Source organism: Halomonas citrativorans (genome assembly GCF_014898005.1).
In the GTDB taxonomy this organism is placed as follows: Bacteria; Pseudomonadota; Gammaproteobacteria; order Pseudomonadales; family Halomonadaceae; genus Vreelandella; species Vreelandella citrativorans.
The window spans coordinates 112380-131964 of sequence record NZ_JABUYX010000006.1 but is presented as its reverse complement, the minus strand read 5'-3'; the positions used below and the strand labels follow the sequence as shown (position 1 = coordinate 131964).

Here is a 19585-nt window from a genome sequence, read left to right as displayed (position 1 = left end):
CACCCTTGCCGTCGGCTAGCACTTCCCCTTGCCGGGCGTGCAGGGGACTTTCACCCCCAAGTCATCCTGAGGCACCATCCCCAGGAACAGCGCCTATCAAGGCGCTACGCGCCATGCCTGGCGCACAACAAAAAAACCCCGTGCTTTAAAAAGCACGGGGCTAACAATTTGGTAGGACCAGGCGGATTTGAACCGCCGACCTCCACGATGTCAACGTGGCGCTCTAACCAACTGAGCTATGGTCCTAAATAGAAAAGGTTGCGATGATGGTAGGACCAGGCGGATTTGAACCGCCGACCTCCACGATGTCAACGTGGCGCTCTAACCAACTGAGCTATGGTCCTGTCGTGCAACGGATGCGTATTCTACTTATTTATCACTGCATTGCAAGCTAATTTTTTCTTTCTGAACAACCCACTCACGCCCTATCTCGCTATAAAATCGCTACGTAAGTGAGTATTTAAATTTTCAGCATTTTAAACCGTCCACCCCTCTTTTTAAAGCAGGAAACCCATAATGCTCGCCCCTCTCCTTACCCCCCTCCTTGCGTGCATAGCGTTAATACCACTGCTTGCAACACTGATTGCACGCATCCCTCTTCGCTGGTGGTGGATCCGCTGCTTTGAATTCCCTCGCGTTCAAATAGCAACTCTGTCGCTGCTTTGTGGGGTATCCGCTCTCGTCTTTCTATCGCCTGGCAATTGGCGTACCGCGATTTGGGTTATCGTTCTCATCACCGTCGCTTTACAAAGCCAATATATCTTGCCTTGGACTCGGCTATGGCCAGTGGACGTTAAAAACGCATCCAAGCAGTCTTCCAGCAAACAGCACATTACGCTTTTAATTGCCAATGTGCTGACGCCTAATCGGCACACGGAAGGATTATTGGGGATGATCCAGCAACACCAGCCGGATATCATTTTAACCCTTGAGTCAGATCAGTGGTGGCAGGATAAGCTCGACCCCGTGCTAGCAGAACGCTGGAAATATAACGTTAAAGTGCCTTTAGATAACTTGTACGGCATGCATCTTTATTCGCGCTTGCCGCTGAAAGACACCTCCGTTAAGTGGCTAATTCAGGAGGACATTCCTTCCATTCACACCCAAGTGCAGCTTGAAAGCGGCGATTATATTCGCCTATATGCCGTCCACCCTCGCCCACCTGCGCCATCAGAAAGCGAAAAGTCGTTATGGCGTGATGCCGAACTTTTATGGGTGGGCCAAGAGGTACATCAAACGCCCCAGCCTACCCTGGTGGCTGGCGATCTGAATGACGTCGCCTGGTCACGTACCACTCGACTATTTTGCAGGGTTAGCGGCATGCTTGACCCCAGGCGCGGACGGGGCATGTTTAGTACCTTCCACGCCAAGAACCCCTTATTACGCTGGCCTCTTGATCACATTTTTGTAACCAACCACTTCACCCTGGTCAACATGCAGCGCCTTGATGCCTTTGGGTCTGACCACTTTCCTATTCTCGCCACCCTATGCTATCAGCCCTCTCGCCAAAATGAGCAGGAGCGACCCGAAGCAGACAGCGAAGAGCATCAACAAGCCAGCGAAACGATTCAAAAAGGCAAAACCGAGAAGCAACTAATCTGATCGACGGGTTACTCCGGAACGCCTCCCTGGGTCAATACGCTTGGATCCAAAAGGCGTTCCAGCGTTTTACGGTCCAGATCCGTCTCTTCCTCAGCAACATCAATGATAGGCCTACCTGCCTGGTAGGCTTTTTTAGCCACTGCCGCCGCGGCATTATAGCCAATCACGCCATTAAGCGCGGTCACCAGAATCGGATTTCGAGCCAAGGGGACTTGCAAGTTATCTTCTCGCACCTTGAACGTTGCAATTGCTCTATCCGCCAGTAGCCGTGACGTATTACTCATTAGCGTAATCGCCGTGAGCAAATTCGTTGCCACCAGTGGCAGCATGACGTTCAACTGAAAATTACCACTCTGGCCTGCCACGGTAATGGCCGAATCCAACCCAATCACCTGGGCTGACGCCTGCGCTGCCGACTCAGGAATCACAGGGTTAACTTTGCCCGGCATGATGGAACTACCCGGCTGAAGCGCCTCAAGCTCAATTTCGCCGAGCCCAGCCAAGGGGCCTGAGTTCATCCAGCGTAAGTCGTTGGCAATCTTCATAATGACGCACGCGAGGCCTTTTAACTGCCCGGATAGTTCAACGGCGGCATCCTGAGATGAAAGACTGGCAAAAAAACTATCGTTGGGTGCAAAATTAAGCCCGGTTTGCTCGCTTAGCTCTTTGGCTACCTGCTCAGCGAATCCCTCAGGTGCATTAATACCCGTACCAACCGCTGTCCCACCCTGTGCCAAGCGGCATAGCCTGCTCATCGCGCTGTCGAATCGCTCAATAGCCTGCCCTAATTGACTCGACCAGGCCCCGAGTTCCTGGTCCATACGTAACGGCATCGCATCCATTAAATGGGTGCGTCCCGTTTTGACAACATCTTTTAGCTCCTCGGCACGCTGATCAATACAGGTCTTTAAATGCTCAAGTGCTGGCTTGAGAGACTCATTAACCGCAATCGCTGCTGACACATGTATGGCGGTTGGGATAACGTCATTGCTTGATTGCCCCATATTCACGTGATCATTAGGCGTCACATCGACACCTTCACGGCTTGCCAGCGTAGCCAATACTTCATTCACGTTCATATTGGTAGAGGTGCCCGAGCCCGTTTGAAAAATGTCGATCGGGAACTGGTCGTCGTGCTGCCCGTTAATCACAGCCTGTGCTGCGTTTTGAATAGCCCTGGATCTAGCATCATCCAACAGGCCCAACTGCTGGTTAGCCCGCGCTGCAGCCAGCTTTATCCGCGCTACGGAATGGATAAACTCTGGGGGCATAGGGGTGTGAGACACCGGAAAATTATTAATGGCCCGCTGCGTTTGAGCGCCATAAAGCGCGGAAGCAGGCACTTCAAGCTCACCCATGCTATCGCGCTCGATACGAGTATCCATATGATTCTCTCCTTTGAGTGGTAATCAACCTTATCTACAAGCGATCACGTGGGCAAATCCCTTCCCAACCGCTGCCGCTTTTCAAACTAGACGCTCCAACCGGCCAGGTAAACCGTCATGTCCCATCATGCTCACATTAAGCCTGCCTCTTTATATTGCGGCGCACAAAAACGACTGCTATGCTGCACTGCAAAAACGCTAAACGAATGGCATTTTATTGTCCAGGCAGGAGTTTCATAATGAATACATTCAACACAAATGAAATGAACCAGCAGTTTGATAACGTCTTTATGGCCCCTGTACGCGCTTATGCTGCGCTAACGATTGATTATGCTGAACAGATGCTGAACGCTCAGGTGGAGGCAAGCCAGGCTTATGCTGATACGGGCATTCACCAATTGCGCCAGCTAACCAGCGTTAAAGATCCGCAAGGGTTGCGTAGTTATATGGAAGGCCAACAGCAGGTTGTTAAGCAGCTAGCGGAACGCGTGAAAGGCGATGCCGACAAAGTGGTGTCGCTTCAGCAAGATTATTTCAAGAAAAGCCAAAAACTAACCGAAGAAAACGTGAAACAAGCACAGGCTGCTGCTGGCAAGATGCGTCAAACGAGCTGATTTTTTAAGTTCTGAACACTTAATCATTAGATGCCCGCTGATCCACTCAGCGGGCTTTTGCTTACCAGCCAAGTGCAGACTTAACAAACGGGATTGTCAGTTTACGCTTAGCCGACAAGGAAGCCTGATCCAGAGTTTCAATCGCCTTACATAAATCGCCTAATTCGCGAGGTCCGCGGTGCAAAATATAGCGCCCTACGTCATCGGGTAGCTGCATTCCCCTGACATTGGCGCGCAGCCTAAGCGCGGCCAAACGACTTTCGTCATCCAAAGGATGTAAATGAAACGTCACTCCCCAGGTAAGGCGTGAAGCAAGGTCCGGAAGCACAACCTCAAGCTGGCGCGGAGGTGTGTTAGAGGCGATAACAAGCTGTTTGCCAGCATCGCGCAGGCGATTAAACGCATGAAACAGGGCTTCTTCCCACCGTTTTCGGCCAACGACATACTCAAGATCATCAATCGCGACTAAATCCAATCGCTCTATATCTTCAAGCATCAGGGGCGGAAAATGCCCCAGGTCAGCTAACGGTAAATACAAGGCCCGCATATCCGCATCGGAAGCCGCATGGCAGGCGGCCTGAAGCAGGTGGCTTTTGCCGCTGCCTTGCGCACCCCATAAATAGATAAACGGCTCTGCATTCGGCTGAAATTGTTGTGTCAGATGTTCAACCAGTGGAGCATTCGCGCCTGAAGCGTAATAGTTATTGAAGGTTGCATCATCGCGCAACCCTACTCCTAACGGCAGCTGTGCCGGCACTCGGCTCATGGTGACTCCCTTTCGTCGTGACGCCCCAGCTCATTATGGTGATTTAAAGGCGTTAGCGAGCCTTGTTCTGCATTATAAAAGGTGCTGTGTTTATAACGATCATTAAGCTCTCTAAGCAGCACCATAAAAACAGCTGCAACGGGTAACGCTAACAGCACACCGGTAAACCCAAATAAATTTCCACCCGCCAGTACAGCAAAAATAACGGCGACAGGATGCAAACCAATTTTATCGCCCAATAGTTTGGGCTGCAGTATGACACTTTCTGCAGCTTGACCGATACTAAATACCACGATCACACCGAGCACCGCCCACCACGTACCGAATTGAAATAATGCAACAATTAAGGCGACGGCAATGCCAACAATAAACCCCAAAAAGGGTACGAAACTTACCAGGCCGGCAACAAACCCTATCAACAAACCAAAATTAAGCCCCATCACAGTAAGACCGGTCGCGTAAATAACGCCCAAGCACAACATCACCAAAAGCTGGCCGCGTAAAAAAGAGGACAGCACTTCATCGCAACGCCGCGCTAAGCGAAACGTATCATCAGCCCATTGCCTTGGCACCAGGCTTGCAAGATTGCGCAGCATCCGTTTCCAGTCGAGGAGTAAATAAAATGTCACGACAGGAATCAAAGCGATATAAGTAATCCATGTCATAAAGGCCATACCTGAGCGGCCAATTTGGCCTAGCGCTTGAGCCAAATACCCTCCCGCATCACGCCAGTTTTCCACCAATACTTCACGCACATTGATTAACTCGGCACGCAAATCGTAGCCCGTCCACTCCTGAACCTGTGGCGCCAGCACATTCTCAATCCACATGAACATGTCAGGCATCACTTCCCCTAGCTGCTTGATTTGTTGAATCACCAGCGGAATAAAAATCAATAGACTCGCCGTTAATACAATAAGCAGCACCAGAAATACCAGGCTCACGGCGAAAGGTCGTTTCATTCCCAGCCGCTGAAAGTAGTTAGTCAGCGGGTCAGCTAAATAGGCTAATACCATGCTGGCAATAAAGGGCATCAACACCGAATTAAGTACATACACCAGCCCAATGAAAATCGCGAGCAGGCCAACCCCTAACCATGAATTTCGCATTACATGACTCTCCTTCCTGGATCCATCAATAGCGCTTTGTACGCTTAATAATAACAAAAGTTGGAGGAACACTGACCCAACATGTATACCGGCGATGCGACCCACGCCGCTGGGTGTTACAATCTTCTGCAGTTATTGCCCAGCACTGGCCATTTCGCCAGCACTACCCCGTACTGCTATAGGCTTCACAGGAACTGTCATGACCGAGACTTCCACTTCTCCGGCTACTCCTTCACTCAGCTATAAAGATGCAGGTGTCGATATTGATGCCGGAAATGCCCTAGTTGACCGCATTAAACACGTTGCCAAACGTACCACACGCCCCGAAGTAATGGGCGGGTTAGGCGGCTTTGGCGCACTATGCGAGCTGCCAGCAGGTTACAAGCAGCCTGTACTGGTGTCTGGCACCGATGGCGTAGGCACCAAGCTACGTCTCGCCATGGACCTTGGCAAACATGACACTATCGGCATCGACCTGGTGGCCATGTGCGTTAATGATTTGATTGTTGCAGGTGCTGAGCCGCTGTTATTCCTTGACTACTATGCCACGGGCAAGCTGGATGTGGATATCGCGGCAGATGTTGTCACGGGTATTGGTGCGGGGTGTGAACTGGCAGGCTGCGCTCTGGTGGGTGGTGAAACCGCCGAAATGCCGGGCATGTACGAAGGCAGCGACTATGATCTAGCCGGTTTTTGCGTTGGTGTGGTGGAAAAGTCCGAAATTCTTGATGGTAGTAAAGTGGCAGAAGGCGATGTTCTTCTTGGGCTTGCCTCCTCAGGCCCTCACTCCAATGGCTACTCACTGATTCGTAAGATCCTTGACGTCAGCAATGCCTCTCTCGACACCCAGGTAGATAATGCCCCACTGGGTGATGCATTAATGGCGCCGACTCGTATCTACGTCAAATCATTACTTTCACTAATGCGCGGCACCTCTATTCCGGTGCATGCGCTTTCCCATATTACCGGCGGCGGCCTGCTGGAAAACATTCCGCGTGTACTGCCTGATACGCTAGCAGCACATATTGATATTAATACGTGGCAGCGCCCCGCAGTTTTCGATTGGCTTCAGGCCCAAGGCAATGTTAACGAAGTCGAAATGCACCGCGTGCTTAACTGCGGCATCGGTATGGTACTGGTGATTCCTGCGGCTGAAGCTGCACAGGCCATGGCTCACCTGCAAGCTCAAGGCGAAACGGTTTATCGTATCGGGCATATTACCCAACGTCAGGAAGAAGCGGTGGTGCTGGAGAACCTGTCAGCATGAGTGGTACCGAATATCCCAGCGACACGATTACCGACATGACGCCAGAACCTACCGGGCCACGGCGGGTCGTTGTGCTGATTTCAGGCAGTGGCAGTAATCTTCAAGCATTGATTGATGCGCAGTCGCATGACCGTTTAGGCGGCGAGATTGTGGCGGTGATCTCCAACGTGGCTGACGCTTATGGTTTGAAGCGCGCCCACGAGGCCGGCATCGAGGCCGTCGCCCTGCCTCATCGTGAATATGACAACCGCGAGGCTTACGACAGCGCGCTGATTAAGGTGATTGAGCGTCATGAACCCGACGTGATTGTGCTGGCTGGCTTTATGCGTATTTTAACGCCGCGCTTTGTACAACGCTTTTTGGGTCGGATGCTGAATATTCACCCCTCACTGCTGCCCGAGTACCAAGGGTTAAATACCCATGCACGGGCACTGGCCGACAAAGTAACCAGCCACGGTTGCAGCGTGCATTTTGTTACCGAAGAGCTGGATGGCGGCCCCGTAGTTCTGCAAGCAGAATTAGCGGTTACTCCTGAGGATAACGCAGAGACGCTTAAAGAGAAGGTCCACGCCCGCGAGCACCTGATTTACCCAATCGCCGTACAGTGGTTTTTAGAGGGGCGGCTACAGTACAGCGCGGAAGGCGCTAAAATGGACGGCCATCTTCTGCCTGAACATGGTATGCGCCTTTCTCATGCCGATGCCGCTGAAGAGCTTGATGAAGAGCTGGATGAAGACAGCGACGTGTAGTTGATCGACCTGTCGGTTACTGTTCGCAGAAACGCGCACAGTAAATAGAAAGTAAGGCCTTACGGTTTCCCGTAAGGCCTTACTTTTAGGGCTACTTAACAGGCGTATCTATTACGTGCGCGGCAACGTAACACCACGCTGCCCCATGTATTTCCCACCTCGATCTTTATACGACGTTTCGCACTCCTCGTCGGACTCTAAAAATAGCATTTGCGCCACACCTTCGTGAGCATAAATCTTGGCGGGCAAATTGGTCGTGTTAGAGAACTCAAGCGTTACATGCCCTTCCCATTCCGGCTCAAGCGGCGTGACGTTCACGATAATACCGCAACGCGCATACGTTGATTTGCCCAGGCAAATAGTCAGCACGCTGCGCGGAATACGAAAATACTCAACCGTTCTAGCTAACGCAAACGAGTTAGGCGGAATAATGCAAACATCACCTTTTACGTCCACAAAGCTTTTTTCGTCAAACGCTTTAGGATCAACGATGGCCGAATGAATGTTGGTAAACACCTTAAATTCATCGGCACAGCGGACATCGTAGCCATAGCTGGATGTGCCGTAAGAGATCACTCGCTGATCATTAACATAGCGAACCTGCTCTGCTTCAAACGGTTCAATCATGGCATCGCTTTGTGCCATGCGACGAATCCACTTATCTGATTTGATACTCATGTGTTACTTCATCACTCGCTAAAAGAAATAGTGGGCCCATCGCTTTCGCTGCCATTTACTGACTGGGCAACTTGCCTGGCAATCTCTGCAAACGCTTGGCTTACCGAGCTATCAGGCTCTGAGATAACGCTTGGAGTACCCGAGTCTGCCAGCTCTCGAATGGACAACGTCAATGGCAGCCGTCCCAGTACGGTTGTCTGGTACTCTTCGGCAATGCTATCCCCTCCTCCTGTACCAAAAATTGCGGCCTCATGACCACAGTTTTCACAGTGGTAAAGGCTCATGTTTTCAACCACACCAAGCACCGGAACATTCACCTTGCGGAACATTTCGATACCTTTACGCGCATCCAACAGCGCGATATCTTGCGGGGTGGTCACAATAACCGCCCCCGTTACTGGCACTTTTTGCGCCAGTGTCAGCTGTATATCGCCGGTGCCTGGGGGCATGTCAATCAGTAGGAAATCAAGATTATCCCACTGTGTTTGTGTGAGCATTTGCTGAAAAGCCCCCACCACCATTGGCCCGCGCCAGACCATCGCTTCACGCGTATTGACCAAAAAGGCCATCGACATGGCTTGAAGGCCATGGGCATTCAACGGTAAAAACTGGTTGTTGTCAGTCGCTTCGGGGCGGACACCCTCCTTCACACCAAGCATTTGCGCCTGGCTTGGACCATAAATATCCGCATCCAGTACGCCCACACGATAACCCTGAGCAGACAGTGCCAGCGCCAGGTTAACGGTGACGGTCGATTTACCAACCCCACCTTTTCCCGAGGCCACTGCGACAATATGTTTAACGCCGTCCATTAGTCGCGCTCCTATAATCCAGGCAAAAACTATTTACGTTGTGCCAAATGATACTCTGTGGCCACGTATTCATAAACCAACAAACAAAAACGGATGCTGGGGCTACCAACATCCGCCTGTCAATTCGTCTGGTTGATTCAGACGAATACGCTTAATTATTACTTTGCTGTTGGCTCTGTGACTGGTTGTTATCGCTTTCGTTTGCAGGTGCCTGATCCGTTGCGCCGCCCTCAGATGAAGCGTCATTTGCTGCATCATCGGCGCTACCTAAACGCTGATCAAGGGAAGAAAGCTCGTCTCGCCAACTACTTAGCTGAGACTCCAGTTGAGATAAGGTTTCTTCACGCGCTTCAATATCGCTATTAATGTTAGCAACTTCATTACGACCAAGATCAAGCGCAACCATCAAGTCTTCCATTTCGCCACGCACCTGCTCCAGGCTCTGCGACTCCTCTTCACGAAGCTCAACCAATGAATCGACTTCGTTTTGAAGCTCATCACGCTCAGAGGTGAGGGAGTCACGGGTATTTTCCAACTCATCCAGTTCACTTTGTGCCGAAGCTACCTGCTCCTCAAGGCCAGAGAGCGCTTCATTCGCTTGACGGCTCTGCTCTTCAAGTTCAGCAAAATCATCTTCAGCGCTACTTAGTGCTTCAACCGCTTGCTGACGCTGCTCTTCAGCCTGTTGGCGTGCGGTTTCAGCCTCTTGCCGCGCTTCATCAGCGCTCTGCTGGGCTTCTTCTATCTGCTGAAGTGTCGCTTCAGCATTATCACGGGTCGTTGTGATTTCATCGCGCTCATCGCGTAGTGACTGCATATCACCCTGGGCGTTTTCCAGCTCCTGGTTTAAAGCATCCACTTCATTTTGAAGTTCATCTCGTTGAGTTTCTAATGCTTCAAGACGTGTCTGAATAGTAGCCACGTCATTTTGTGCGCTTTCCAACGCAGAACTGGCTTCATTGCGCTGCTCTTCAAGCTGCGCCACCTCTTCCTGCATGTCCGCTAAATTGGTTTCTGCCTGATCTATTTCCTGGATACGGCGGCTATAACGGCGGTTGTCCTGTTCAGCACTTGCCAGTTGCCCTTCAAGCGCTTCAACACGCTCTTTATGAGTGCCTGCGTTGGACTGAGCCATGATCGCCCAAATAACGGCAATGGCGGCGATACCCGCGATAGCCCTGACTCGGTTATCTTTAAATAGTGTTTTGGCATCCAGCCTGCTCGCAGGCGTCTGATGATCCGAATGGTTTTCTTCTGACATTCTGCGTCCCTCTCTCTACCAGGCTACCGATATCAGCAGCGTTAAAGGTGCGTTTAGCGCATATCGTCCATTACAAGCATACACAGCAAATGGCATCTAGCCAGTCCACTAGCAGATTCAATGCATTAGCCAAACCCACCTTCTACTGTAGATCATTATGAACAGGAGCTTCGCCTGGATGAGCATTTTTGAACCACGCAAGCTTTGTGTGCAGTGAAACCACACCACCAATAATTAAAAGCGCCGGTGACTGAATACGGCCTGTCGTCAAGGCCTCAGGCAGCGATGCCAATGTTCCCGCATGGATTTGCTGTTCAGCCATCGTCCCTTGCTCAATCAACGCCAGAGGCGTATCACGCGACATCCCATACGCCATCAACTTTTGGCTAATTACACCAACGCTGTTTAGCCCCATATAGAAAACCAGTGTTTGGTTTGGTTTTGCTAACGCTTCCCACTCCACTGCCTGCTCATCATCCGCCCAATGCCCCGTCACAAAATGGACAGCCTGTGCATGATCACGGTGGGTAAGCGGAATGCCAGCATAAGCGGAGCATCCTGAGGCGGCGGTGATACCGGGAATAACCTCCACCGCTACTCCATGAGTGATTAGCGCTTCCAACTCTTCACCGCCGCGACCAAATATGAACGGGTCACCGCCTTTAAGCCTTACGACGCTTTTGCCCTCAATGGCCCAGTCGACCAAGCGTTGATTAATCTCCTGTTGAGGAACGCTATGCTGCGATCGGACCTTTCCAACATAGAAGCGCTGCGTATTGCTCGGCAGTAGCGCCAAAATAGCGCTACTAACCAAGCGGTCGTAAAGCACGACATCTGCTTGCTGAAGGCGCTTGTAGGCTTTTAAGGTTAATAACTCTGCATCGCCAGGACCTGCGCCCACCAGGCTAACAAAACCACTCATTCCACCTCCTGACAAAATTCATACCTATATTGTTGCTTACGCGTAATCATTCCAATGATAATTGGCCGTGTTTGCGTTTGTCTGCTTTCATGACCAGTGTTATGCCGATTTTATGAGGGAATATATATGCTCAGGCTTGCACAAACTATCTGTGAGCCCTGCTCGAAAGATACCCCGCCGCTAGATAAAAGCGAGTGTCAGGCTTATCTTGAGCAATTACCGGAGTGGCGGATTGTCGAGCACGATGGCATCATAAAGCTGTCACGAAGCTTTTCGTTTTATGACTTTGCCAAGGCGCTGACATTTACCCAGCGTGTTGGCGAGATAGCAGAGCAGGCCGGACACCACCCCATGCTAATCACCGAATGGGGTAAAACCACCGTAATGTGGTGGACACATCGTATTAATGGCCTGCATCTTAATGATTTCATTCTTGCCGCCAGAACCGACGAGGTAGCTGAGTAAATGTTTGAGCATATTGAGCGAGTCCCTGGAGATGCCATTCTCGGGCTGATCGAAGCTTTCAAAAAAGATACCAATCCGCAAAAGGTTGATTTGGGCGTAGGGGTTTACCGCGATTCAAAGGGTACTACACCGGTAATGCGCGCAGTCAAAGAAGCTGAAGCTCGCCTGCTCAAGAATGAAGCCACCAAAACCTATATCGGTTCGCACGGGGCGCCCGCCTACAGCAATGTCGTATTGCCCATGGTGCTGGGTAGCGACTCCTCCGTACTGGAAGCCAAACGCGCCAGCGCTACTCAATCCCCCGGCGGTACCGGTGCGTTACGCTTAGCGGCTGACTTTATTGCGACTCAGCTACCCCATAAAGGTATTTGGGTAAGTGACCCGACGTGGCCCAATCACCACGGTATTTTTACGTCTGCGGGCATAGCGCTGCATAAATATCCGTATGTAGATGCTGATAACCGCCTCGATTTTTCAGGCATGCTGGCCGCGCTGAAAAAAATTCCTGAAGGCGACGTCGTGGTGCTGCATGCGTGCTGCCATAACCCGACCGGTTTTGATCTATCCCAAGAGCAGTGGCAGGAAGTGCTGGTCGTTCTACGTGAACGTAAGCTCCTACCACTCGTTGACTTCGCCTACCAAGGGTTTGGTGAAGGGCTTGATGAAGATGCCTACGGCGTACGCCTACTAGCCGAACAGCTGGACGAAGTGATTATCACCAGCTCCTGCTCGAAGAATTTCGGTATCTACTGCGAGCGCACTGGCTGCCTTATCATGGTCGCTAAAGACGCGGAGCAGATGGAGAATGTGCGTTCTCAGGTGGCCATTGTGGCCCGGGAAAACTACTCCAACCCGCCTGCTCACGGCGGCGCCATCGTAAGCGAAATTTTAAACGATGCCGAACTGACCACCATGTGGCGTGAAGAACTCACCGAAATGCGTGACCGTATTAATACGCTGCGCCGTGATTTTGTGGAAGCCCTGAAACCCTACGGCCTGGATCAGAAATATGCTTGTGTTGCTGAACAGCGCGGCATGTTCTCCTACACCGGGCTAACGCCTGACCAGGTAGATCGCTTACGCGATGAGTTTGGCATTTACATGGTCCGCTCTGGACGCGCCAACGTTGCGGGCTTCTCTCATGAAAATCTCCCTTACCTTGCCAAAGCAATTGCAGCGGTTAACGACTAACCGCATTGCCTAACGCTTTACTCAGCGCCCAGGCTTTGCCTGGGCGTTTTTGTATCTTGGGAATGGTTGTATTGTTGTGTACAATTGCGCGCTTGCCGCCAGAGCCAAGGCCGCCCGTGCGGCGTCCTGTTCAGCGCCAACCTGACCGATCAGTCAACCCCACCTGGGTCTATCTGCCTAACGGTTTGCACTGTTAAACTCTTTTATTAACGAGGCTTTCCATGGCGGCAGCCAGCACACACTACCCTTGGTATAAAAAAGAAGACACCGATGCCTTCTTTGCTCTCTTCCAAAATAATATCGCCAACTTTATCGTTATCGCGATTACCATGCTGGGCATGGGCTTCCCTGCCTCGATCGTCTATGGTCAGGTGCTGCCAGGAGCGGCCGTTGCCGTTATGGTCGGCAATTTCTATTACGCCTGGAGCGCTGCACGCTTAGCCAGGAAAGAGAACCGTACCGACGTTACCGCCCTTTCATACGGCATTTCTACTCCGGTTATGTTTGTATTTTTATTTGGCGTACTGTTACCCGCCAAGCAACTGACCGGTGATACCGAGTTGGCCTGGAAGGTTGCGGTGGCTGCCTGCTTTATTAGTGGCGCTATTGAAGCGGCGATTAGCCTGATTGGCCGATGGGTGCAGTATCATCTGCCACGGGCTGCCATGCTGGGGGCTGTCGCGGGGGTAGCTCTCACGTTTATTGCCGGTGAGATGCTGTTTAAAACACTGGAAGTACCGGTTATTGGCCTTCTCGTGCTGGCTATTATTATCGTTGGCCTGGTAGCCCGGGTCAGCATGCCCTTTAAGCTACCTACCTCGCTGTTCGCGATTATTGTCGGCACGGCGATGGCTTACTTGATTGGCGATGCCGGCAGTGAGCGCTTCAGCGATGCATTTACGCACCTGGGCTTTTACCCGCTGCTTCCCAATTTGGCCTGGTTTGAAGGTTTAGGTTTACTATTTACCGGTATGCTCGCTGTTCTAACCGTTGTTCTTCCTATTACGCTTTATAACGCCATTGAGACCATGAACAACGTTGAAGCGATGGAGGCAGCTGGCGACAAATACGACGTCCGCGAATGTCAGGCGGTTGACGGCGTAGGTACCATGATCGGCGCACTATTTGGCGGCGTTTTTCCTACTACCGTGTATATCGCCACGGTAGGCGCAAAGTGGATGGGCGCCGGGCGCGGTTACAGCTTATTGAACGGTGCTGTTTATGCGCTGGCCACCATGACAGGATTAATTGCCGCCCTGGCAGCCATTATTCCCGTCTCCGTGGTAGCGCCCATATTAGTCTTTGTGGGCATGTCGATGATTGCCACGGCATTCCAGGCCAACGATACGCGCTATTATCCCGCCGTTGCACTCGCCATGCTGCCCTACTTTGCTAACTATATAATGACACGCTTTAGCCGTGGCGCAGGCGAAGTGGTGAGCGATATTTCCAGTGCCATTGTGGTGATGGGCCAAGGCGCCATGTTTATGGCTATTTTGTTGGGCGCAATGACGGTATCGGTGATTGATCATCAGTTTCGCCGCGCTGCCGTATTTGCCTTGATTGCAGCAGGCTTTTCATTTGTCGGTTTAATGCACGCGCCTCAACTTGCATTGAACGCCGCGCCACAATTTGTGCTCGGCTACTTGGCAATGGCGCTGCTATTTGCCTATTTCTCATTCCAGCAAGCGCCACACAAGCATTAATTGGCTATGTGTTAATTACCCATTAATTTGCTAATTACTTGAGGCGTTGTATCCCGCCTGCCGTTGCGGGCGGGATAATATACGTACCAATACGACCCACGCAGTTAAACCCGACAACAAATTTCCTATCGCTGCCCCTACCGCCAAGCCCCACCAGCCAAAGAGCAGAGAGCCTACCCACAGGCAAGGCAAGTAGCAGACAAAGAGGCGCGCACTGGAAAGCAGCATGGCGCGCAGCGGCCAGCCCAACGCATTTCCCGCCGATACCACCAACATACATACCCCTAGCGCAGCATAACTTGGCAGCAAGAAGCGAATCAGTAGTGTGAGCTCGCTTTGCACGTTAGGCGTTCCCGCCAGAACCATCGCGAGCCAAGGCGCACCCAAAGCAAGTATCACGCCAAGACCTAGCTGCCATATAACAGCCACTTTAAGCGCCAAGCGTATTAACTGCTGAATTTGCCCCCAATCCCCGGCCCCATAACAGCGCCCCAACCAAGGCGGAAGCGACATGGTCATCGCCAGTATGACCATCAGCGAAAGCGTTTCCAGGCGGCTTGCCAGCCCCCACGCTGCTACTTGGGTATCGCCAAGCCCAGCGACAACGGCAATGGTTAACATGCTGGCAAGAGGTGGCATCAATTGGCTCACCATCGCGGGAGCGGCAATGCCTACATAAGGGCGCCAGGAGTGTTTGGCCTCACCCAAGAGTCCAACGTTAGACACCCATTGCTTACGTATCAGCGCCTGGCTTGTAATCACTAACCCCAAAGCGAATGCGATACACGTTGCCCAAGCAGCCCCTGGCAACCCCAAGCCCTCCCAGGAGCCAACACCAAAGATCAGCAGTGGATCGAGCACCAGGTTGGCTACACTACTAAGCACCATCATTTTACCTGGTAGCTTGGTATTGCCGTGGGCACGAAATACGCTATAGATAAAATAAAGCACCGCACCCAGCCATGCTGAAAAAAGTTGCGGCCCCCAATAAATACGGATGTAAGAAAGTGCCGTGTTATCTGCGCCTAACAGACGAAAAACAGGCTCATGAAAAAGCCATAAGCCTATACCCAGCACGCCAATCACGGCTCCCCCAGCAAGCAATACCAGGCTGGTTAAGCGCTTTGCTCTCGCATGCTCATCAGCTCCCAAGGCTCGAGAAATAAGCGCTGCAATGGCAATGCCCATACCCACTTGGATCCCAATAATTAAGAAAGAGAGTGGGAAGGTAAACGATTGCGCTGCCAAAGGTGCAGTGCCAAGGCGAGCGACAAAAGCACTATCAACAAGTTGAAAACCCAATAACGCCAGTACCCCGATGGCCATCGGCCAGGTTTGGCGCCATAGAGTTATTGCCAACTTGCGCTGACTCGATATAGTGCTCAAACCGGTAACTCCTTCATTTGCAATGTTTATAACCAAAAGCGCCACCGCCCCTTGGGGCGGTGGCGCTTTTTAACACGGATAACTTACTGACGGATACCTTCAAACGTTACATAAAGCTCTAGCTCGTGCATGGGCTCGGGGAAGTCGCTCATATCGATGCCAAAATCGCCCAAGGTAAGCATTGTGCTGCCTTCAAAACCGGCACGGTAATTACCCCATGGGTCCTCACCTTGACCGATTAACGTCACGGGCATTTCAATCTCTTGCGTCTCGCCGTGTAACGTTAAATCACCCGTCACAACACCTTCGTTGTCGCCTGTTGATTCAAAGCTGGTCGAGACAAATGAAGCGGTTGGATATTCGCTTGCATTCAGGAAGTCACTGCTCAGAATGTGACGGTCACGCTCAGCGTGGTTAGAGTTCAAGCTATTCACCTGAACCTCGAACTCAACAGCAGAAGCGTCTACATCATCTTCATTGTAAGAGAGCTGGCCATCAAATTCTTCAAAACTACCCAGAATATAAGACATGCCAAGATGGCTAATTTTAAACTGTACGAAAGCGTGCTGGCCTTCGGTGTCAACGTTATAATCAGCTGCCTGAGCCTGGCTTAATGGCACTAATGCAGCCGCGGCAATAGCAGATGCAACGACACTTTTCTTCAACATCATGGTTATCTCCTCTCTTTCCTTAATAGACACAGAGAATTTTTATTTACTCCATGCTCGAAAACGCGATTCCAGCCAGTATTTACGAGCTTGCTCACCAAGCTCGAAGTACGTTTTAACTAGTACTTTTTAATTAGCACTTATGTATTAGCATTTATTGCTTATGAATGCTCAGATCGGCGCACCGGATTAACCATACGCACCAGTGTAGCGTGTCGATCAATCCAGTGATGTTTAAATGCGGCTAACGCATGGCCTGCAGCCAAAACTACCAATGTTAATGCGCTGTACCAATGAATATCACCGGCGATGCTGGCTTGATTAGGAAGGCCATGCAGTAATGCAGGCACATCAAACCAACCGAAAACGCTAATACCCCGGCCATTAGCCGTAGAAATCATATAACCGCTAAGCATGACAAGAAGCAAAACGATGTAGAGCGCGATATGGCCCAGATGGGCTGCCAGGACTTCGAAGCGGCTGCCTTCACCTGCCGGCGTCGGCTGCAGTAAGCGCCACGCTATGCGTGCAACCGTGGCTATCAACAGTAGCATGCCAATCGAACGATGCACCCATGGCCCCTGATTGTACCAGCTATCGTAGTAGCCAAGCCCCGTCATCCACCAGCCCAATATAAACAGGCCAATAATTGCTATGGCGCTAAGCCAATGAAACAGAATACTCACGAGACCCCAAGTGCGCTGCGTGTTCCGCCACATTATTTTCTTCCTCGTTACTACCAAACAAACGCTATGCTGACTCGACTTCCTGTCAAACATGCCCAAGTGTTGGCATTTCGCTCATGGCTATCGCAGGCCTGCTCTTATCGAAGTCAAGACAGTGCGAGAGCGCCCGTTAATCCCAGCGGAGCCCCCATCAAAGCACTCAGCTGAACACTATCATCAAATATCAAAACGACCTTCGGTTTCTCAAGCCGCCGAAAGAGCGACTCTTGCGCGGCTACCGCTATGAATATCAGGAGCATACCGGCTGGCGCTTTAAAAGACTGCTGAAAAAAGCAGAATACAGCGTTCGTAAAAACCATTGATTAACATGCTAACAGCTTTCATGGACCGCACAATCAGCAACCAGTAAGCGGTTCCTACTGATAGGTGTGGAGAATTTAAAAAACAGAGGCAAGGAGCATTGAAAAAAACAAGAAAAAAACAAGAAAAAAACAAGAAAAAAACACTCCCGGTAATGTTATTGAAATTAATTCAATTTTTTAGAATATTTCGCGTACTTTTAATCAATTTTATTATCTAGTTTGCAGGCTTACAATCTCGTCATGTTCTCGAGTGACTTGGCAAAAAGCACACCATGCATGGGAGAACAACCACACACTAATGAGGTTTATATCATGAAAAAATTTACTACTGTCGCCGCTATTGCCGTCGCTTTATCTGCCACTACCTTTTCAGCAGCTGCACTGGCTGAGCGTGGTTCAGAGAAACTGAACACCGTGATGATTCCAACATCGACTGCCCATTACAGCCAGGAAGACCTCACTATGTCCCCATCGGACTTACCTGCGATCAATGGCGGCCAGGCTCAAAACAAGGTACTTGATGCCTCTTTCGACGAAAGCCAGCAAACAGTAGCAGACCGGACAATTAAAGGTAATGACCTGCACAGCCTTAACTCGTAAGGCAGGCAATACTGACAGCTTCTAGAAAGCAGATCTGTCGCAAAAAACCCCACGCACGTGGGGTTTTTTATGCCAATAAAGCAAGCCTAACGATAAAACAGAGCTTATATTGTCAGCCTTGTTCCGCTGCTAGCGCATCGAGGCCACGCGCTAAATCACGCTGAATGTCCTGCTGGCTTTCCAGTCCCACCGCCACACGAATCAACCCAGGAACAATGCCCGCTGCCTCTTTTTGCGCATCGGATAAGCGTCCATGCGTGGTCGTCGCGGGATGAGTGATCGTCGTTTTTACATCCCCCAGGTTACCGGTGATGGATAATAGACGAGTCGCATCAATCACCTGCCAAGCGCCCTCCTGCCCATTAACAACCTCAAACCCAAGCACAGCGCCAAAGCCCTTCTGTTGCTGCTTGGCAAGCATATGCTGCGGATGCGCTTCCAAACCGCTGTAATGCACGTTGCTTACTGCAGGATGTTGTTCCAGCCAGCGCGCCAGCGTGAGCGCATTTTCACAATGAGCTTTCATTCGTAGAGAGAGTGTTTCTAGCCCTTTGGTAAATATCCAAGCATTAAAGGGACTGAGACAAGGGCCGCAGGTACGAACCACACCGAAGACTTCTTCCAGTACATCATGCTTACCCACGACAGCGCCACCGATGGCCCGCCCTTGACCGTCCAGGTACTTAGTCGCGGAGTGGATGACGAGGTCGGCACCCAACGCAAGAGGCTGCTGCAGCGCAGGTGTCAAAAAGCAGTTATCAATGGCCAAAAGGGCATTATTACGTTTTGCTATGGCAGCAAGCGCCGGGATATCGGCAATCTCGGAAAGCGGGTTTGAGGGCGTTTCTGCGAACAGGAGCCGCGTTTTGGGCGTAATAGCCGCTTCCCACGCTTCTACATTAGAGAGTTCAACGTAGCGGGTGGTGATGCCAAACTTGCCCAGGTACTTATCGAATAGGCTGACGGTCGAGCCAAAGAGCGAACGCGATGCCACGATTTCATCGCCGGCAGACAATAACGCAAGCGCCGTCGATAAAATGGCCGACATACCCGAGCTTGTTGCCACACAGCGTTCCCCACCTTCAAGTGCTGCCAAGCGGCGCTCGAAAGTATGTACAGTGGGGTTCGTAAAACGCGAATAAACGTTACCAGGCTCTTGCCCACCAAACTTACGCGCTGCTTCCGCAGCGCTTTCATAGACAAAGCTAGAGGTCGGAAAAATAGGCTCCGCATGCTCTTGCTCGAAGGTGCGATGATGGCCTGCACGGATCGCCAGCGTCTCTAACGACCACTCATCCTGTTGGCTGTCATTATGCATGGACGTACCCCTTATTTTCAGTAAGCATCAGTGACCTG

19 protein-coding genes and 2 tRNA genes are annotated in these 19585 nt (G+C 51.1%); 8 read left to right on the top strand and 13 right to left on the bottom strand.

Annotation, left to right across the window (positions count from 1 at the left end):
- Window positions 1-169 precede the first annotated feature (169 nt).
- Both INT20_RS09330 and INT20_RS09325 read right to left on the bottom strand, forming a co-directional pair.
- Window positions 170-246: transfer RNA gene (locus INT20_RS09330), tRNA-Val, on the bottom strand.
- A 21-nt stretch (window positions 247-267) separates the two neighbouring features.
- A tRNA-Val gene (locus INT20_RS09325) sits at window positions 268-344 on the bottom strand.
- Window positions 345-516: 172 nt separating this feature from the next.
- Between INT20_RS09325 and INT20_RS09320 the strand changes: the two genes are divergently transcribed.
- Entirely contained in the window at window positions 517-1602 is a 1086-nt protein-coding gene (locus tag INT20_RS09320; protein ID WP_193054648.1) for an endonuclease/exonuclease/phosphatase family protein, read from the top strand.
- Window positions 1603-1610: 8 nt separating this feature from the next.
- Here INT20_RS09320 and INT20_RS09315 read toward each other — a convergent pair whose 3' ends face one another.
- On the bottom strand, window positions 1611-2987 hold the full coding sequence (locus INT20_RS09315) for a class II fumarate hydratase (protein WP_193054647.1): 1377 nt from the start codon (window positions 2985-2987) through the stop codon (window positions 1611-1613).
- Between the two features lie 239 nt (window positions 2988-3226).
- On the opposite strand from INT20_RS09315, the gene INT20_RS09310 reads away from it, so the two are divergent.
- On the top strand, window positions 3227-3601 hold the full coding sequence (locus INT20_RS09310; protein WP_193054646.1) for a phasin family protein: 375 nt from the start codon (window positions 3227-3229) through the stop codon (window positions 3599-3601).
- 61 nt (window positions 3602-3662) lie between these two features.
- Here INT20_RS09310 and hda read toward each other — a convergent pair whose 3' ends face one another.
- Window positions 3663-4367: a DnaA regulatory inactivator Hda gene (hda, locus tag INT20_RS09305; protein ID WP_172118424.1), complete on the bottom strand. Its 705-nt coding sequence runs from the start codon at window positions 4365-4367 to the stop codon at window positions 3663-3665.
- On the bottom strand, window positions 4364-5476 hold the full coding sequence (locus INT20_RS09300; protein ID WP_193054645.1) for an AI-2E family transporter: 1113 nt from the start codon (window positions 5474-5476) through the stop codon (window positions 4364-4366). The genes hda and INT20_RS09300 overlap by 4 nt, the downstream gene beginning before the upstream one ends.
- 199 nt (window positions 5477-5675) lie before the next feature.
- Here INT20_RS09300 and purM point away from each other — a divergent pair, with 199 nt between their 5' ends.
- Both purM and purN read left to right on the top strand, forming a co-directional pair.
- Complete coding sequence (gene purM, locus INT20_RS09295; RefSeq protein ID WP_193054644.1) at window positions 5676-6743, top strand: phosphoribosylformylglycinamidine cyclo-ligase; 1068 nt, start codon at window positions 5676-5678, stop codon at window positions 6741-6743.
- A complete protein-coding gene (purN, locus tag INT20_RS09290) occupies window positions 6740-7492 on the top strand; it encodes a phosphoribosylglycinamide formyltransferase (RefSeq protein WP_193054643.1) in 753 nt (250 codons plus the stop codon). Before purM ends, purN begins: the two co-directional genes overlap by 4 nt.
- Window positions 7493-7603: 111 nt before the next feature.
- Here the strand turns inward: purN and dcd are convergent, their stop codons facing one another.
- The 4 genes from dcd to cobA all read right to left on the bottom strand — a co-directional run bounded on the left by dcd (window position 7604) and on the right by cobA (window position 11165).
- Window positions 7604-8170: a dCTP deaminase gene (gene dcd / locus INT20_RS09285; RefSeq protein WP_172118420.1), complete on the bottom strand. Its 567-nt coding sequence runs from the start codon at window positions 8168-8170 to the stop codon at window positions 7604-7606.
- A gap of 11 nt (window positions 8171-8181) precedes the next feature.
- Window positions 8182-8982: an iron-sulfur cluster carrier protein ApbC gene (gene apbC, locus INT20_RS09280; RefSeq protein WP_172118419.1), complete on the bottom strand. Its 801-nt coding sequence runs from the start codon at window positions 8980-8982 to the stop codon at window positions 8182-8184.
- Window positions 8983-9133: 151 nt separating this feature from the next.
- Window positions 9134-10243: a coiled-coil domain-containing protein gene (locus INT20_RS09275; protein WP_193054642.1), complete on the bottom strand. Its 1110-nt coding sequence runs from the start codon at window positions 10241-10243 to the stop codon at window positions 9134-9136.
- A gap of 142 nt (window positions 10244-10385) precedes the next feature.
- Window positions 10386-11165 (bottom strand): uroporphyrinogen-III C-methyltransferase, encoded by a 780-nt coding sequence (gene cobA / locus INT20_RS09270; protein WP_193054641.1) that lies wholly within the window; start codon window positions 11163-11165, stop codon window positions 10386-10388.
- A 126-nt stretch (window positions 11166-11291) separates the two neighbouring features.
- On the opposite strand from cobA, the gene INT20_RS09265 reads away from it, so the two are divergent.
- The 3 genes from INT20_RS09265 (at window position 11292) to INT20_RS09255 (ending at window position 14527) form a co-directional block, all read left to right on the top strand.
- Window positions 11292-11630: a 4a-hydroxytetrahydrobiopterin dehydratase gene (locus tag INT20_RS09265; RefSeq protein ID WP_172118416.1), complete on the top strand. Its 339-nt coding sequence runs from the start codon at window positions 11292-11294 to the stop codon at window positions 11628-11630.
- On the top strand, window positions 11631-12821 hold the full coding sequence (locus INT20_RS09260; RefSeq protein WP_193054640.1) for an amino acid aminotransferase: 1191 nt from the start codon (window positions 11631-11633) through the stop codon (window positions 12819-12821).
- A 221-nt stretch (window positions 12822-13042) separates the two neighbouring features.
- The gene (locus tag INT20_RS09255; RefSeq protein WP_193054639.1) at window positions 13043-14527 is read left to right on the top strand and encodes an NCS2 family permease; all 1485 of its coding nucleotides are present in this window, start codon (window positions 13043-13045) and stop codon (window positions 14525-14527) included.
- Between the two features lie 30 nt (window positions 14528-14557).
- Here the strand turns inward: INT20_RS09255 and INT20_RS09250 are convergent, their stop codons facing one another.
- From INT20_RS09250 to INT20_RS09240, 3 genes are all read right to left on the bottom strand, one after another.
- Window positions 14558-15853 (bottom strand): MATE family efflux transporter, encoded by a 1296-nt coding sequence (locus INT20_RS09250; protein ID WP_193054680.1) that lies wholly within the window; start codon window positions 15851-15853, stop codon window positions 14558-14560.
- 143 nt (window positions 15854-15996) lie between these two features.
- Window positions 15997-16581 (bottom strand): YceI family protein, encoded by a 585-nt coding sequence (locus INT20_RS09245; protein WP_193054679.1) that lies wholly within the window; start codon window positions 16579-16581, stop codon window positions 15997-15999.
- Window positions 16582-16742: 161 nt separating this feature from the next.
- On the bottom strand, window positions 16743-17300 hold the full coding sequence (locus INT20_RS09240; protein ID WP_193054638.1) for a cytochrome b: 558 nt from the start codon (window positions 17298-17300) through the stop codon (window positions 16743-16745).
- 641 nt (window positions 17301-17941) lie between these two features.
- On the opposite strand from INT20_RS09240, the gene INT20_RS09235 reads away from it, so the two are divergent.
- On the top strand, window positions 17942-18229 hold the full coding sequence (locus tag INT20_RS09235; protein WP_172118411.1) for a hypothetical protein: 288 nt from the start codon (window positions 17942-17944) through the stop codon (window positions 18227-18229).
- Between the two features lie 112 nt (window positions 18230-18341).
- Here the strand turns inward: INT20_RS09235 and INT20_RS09230 are convergent, their stop codons facing one another.
- Window positions 18342-19547: an O-succinylhomoserine sulfhydrylase gene (locus INT20_RS09230; protein WP_193054637.1), complete on the bottom strand. Its 1206-nt coding sequence runs from the start codon at window positions 19545-19547 to the stop codon at window positions 18342-18344.
- Window positions 19548-19585: the final 38 nt, after the last annotated feature.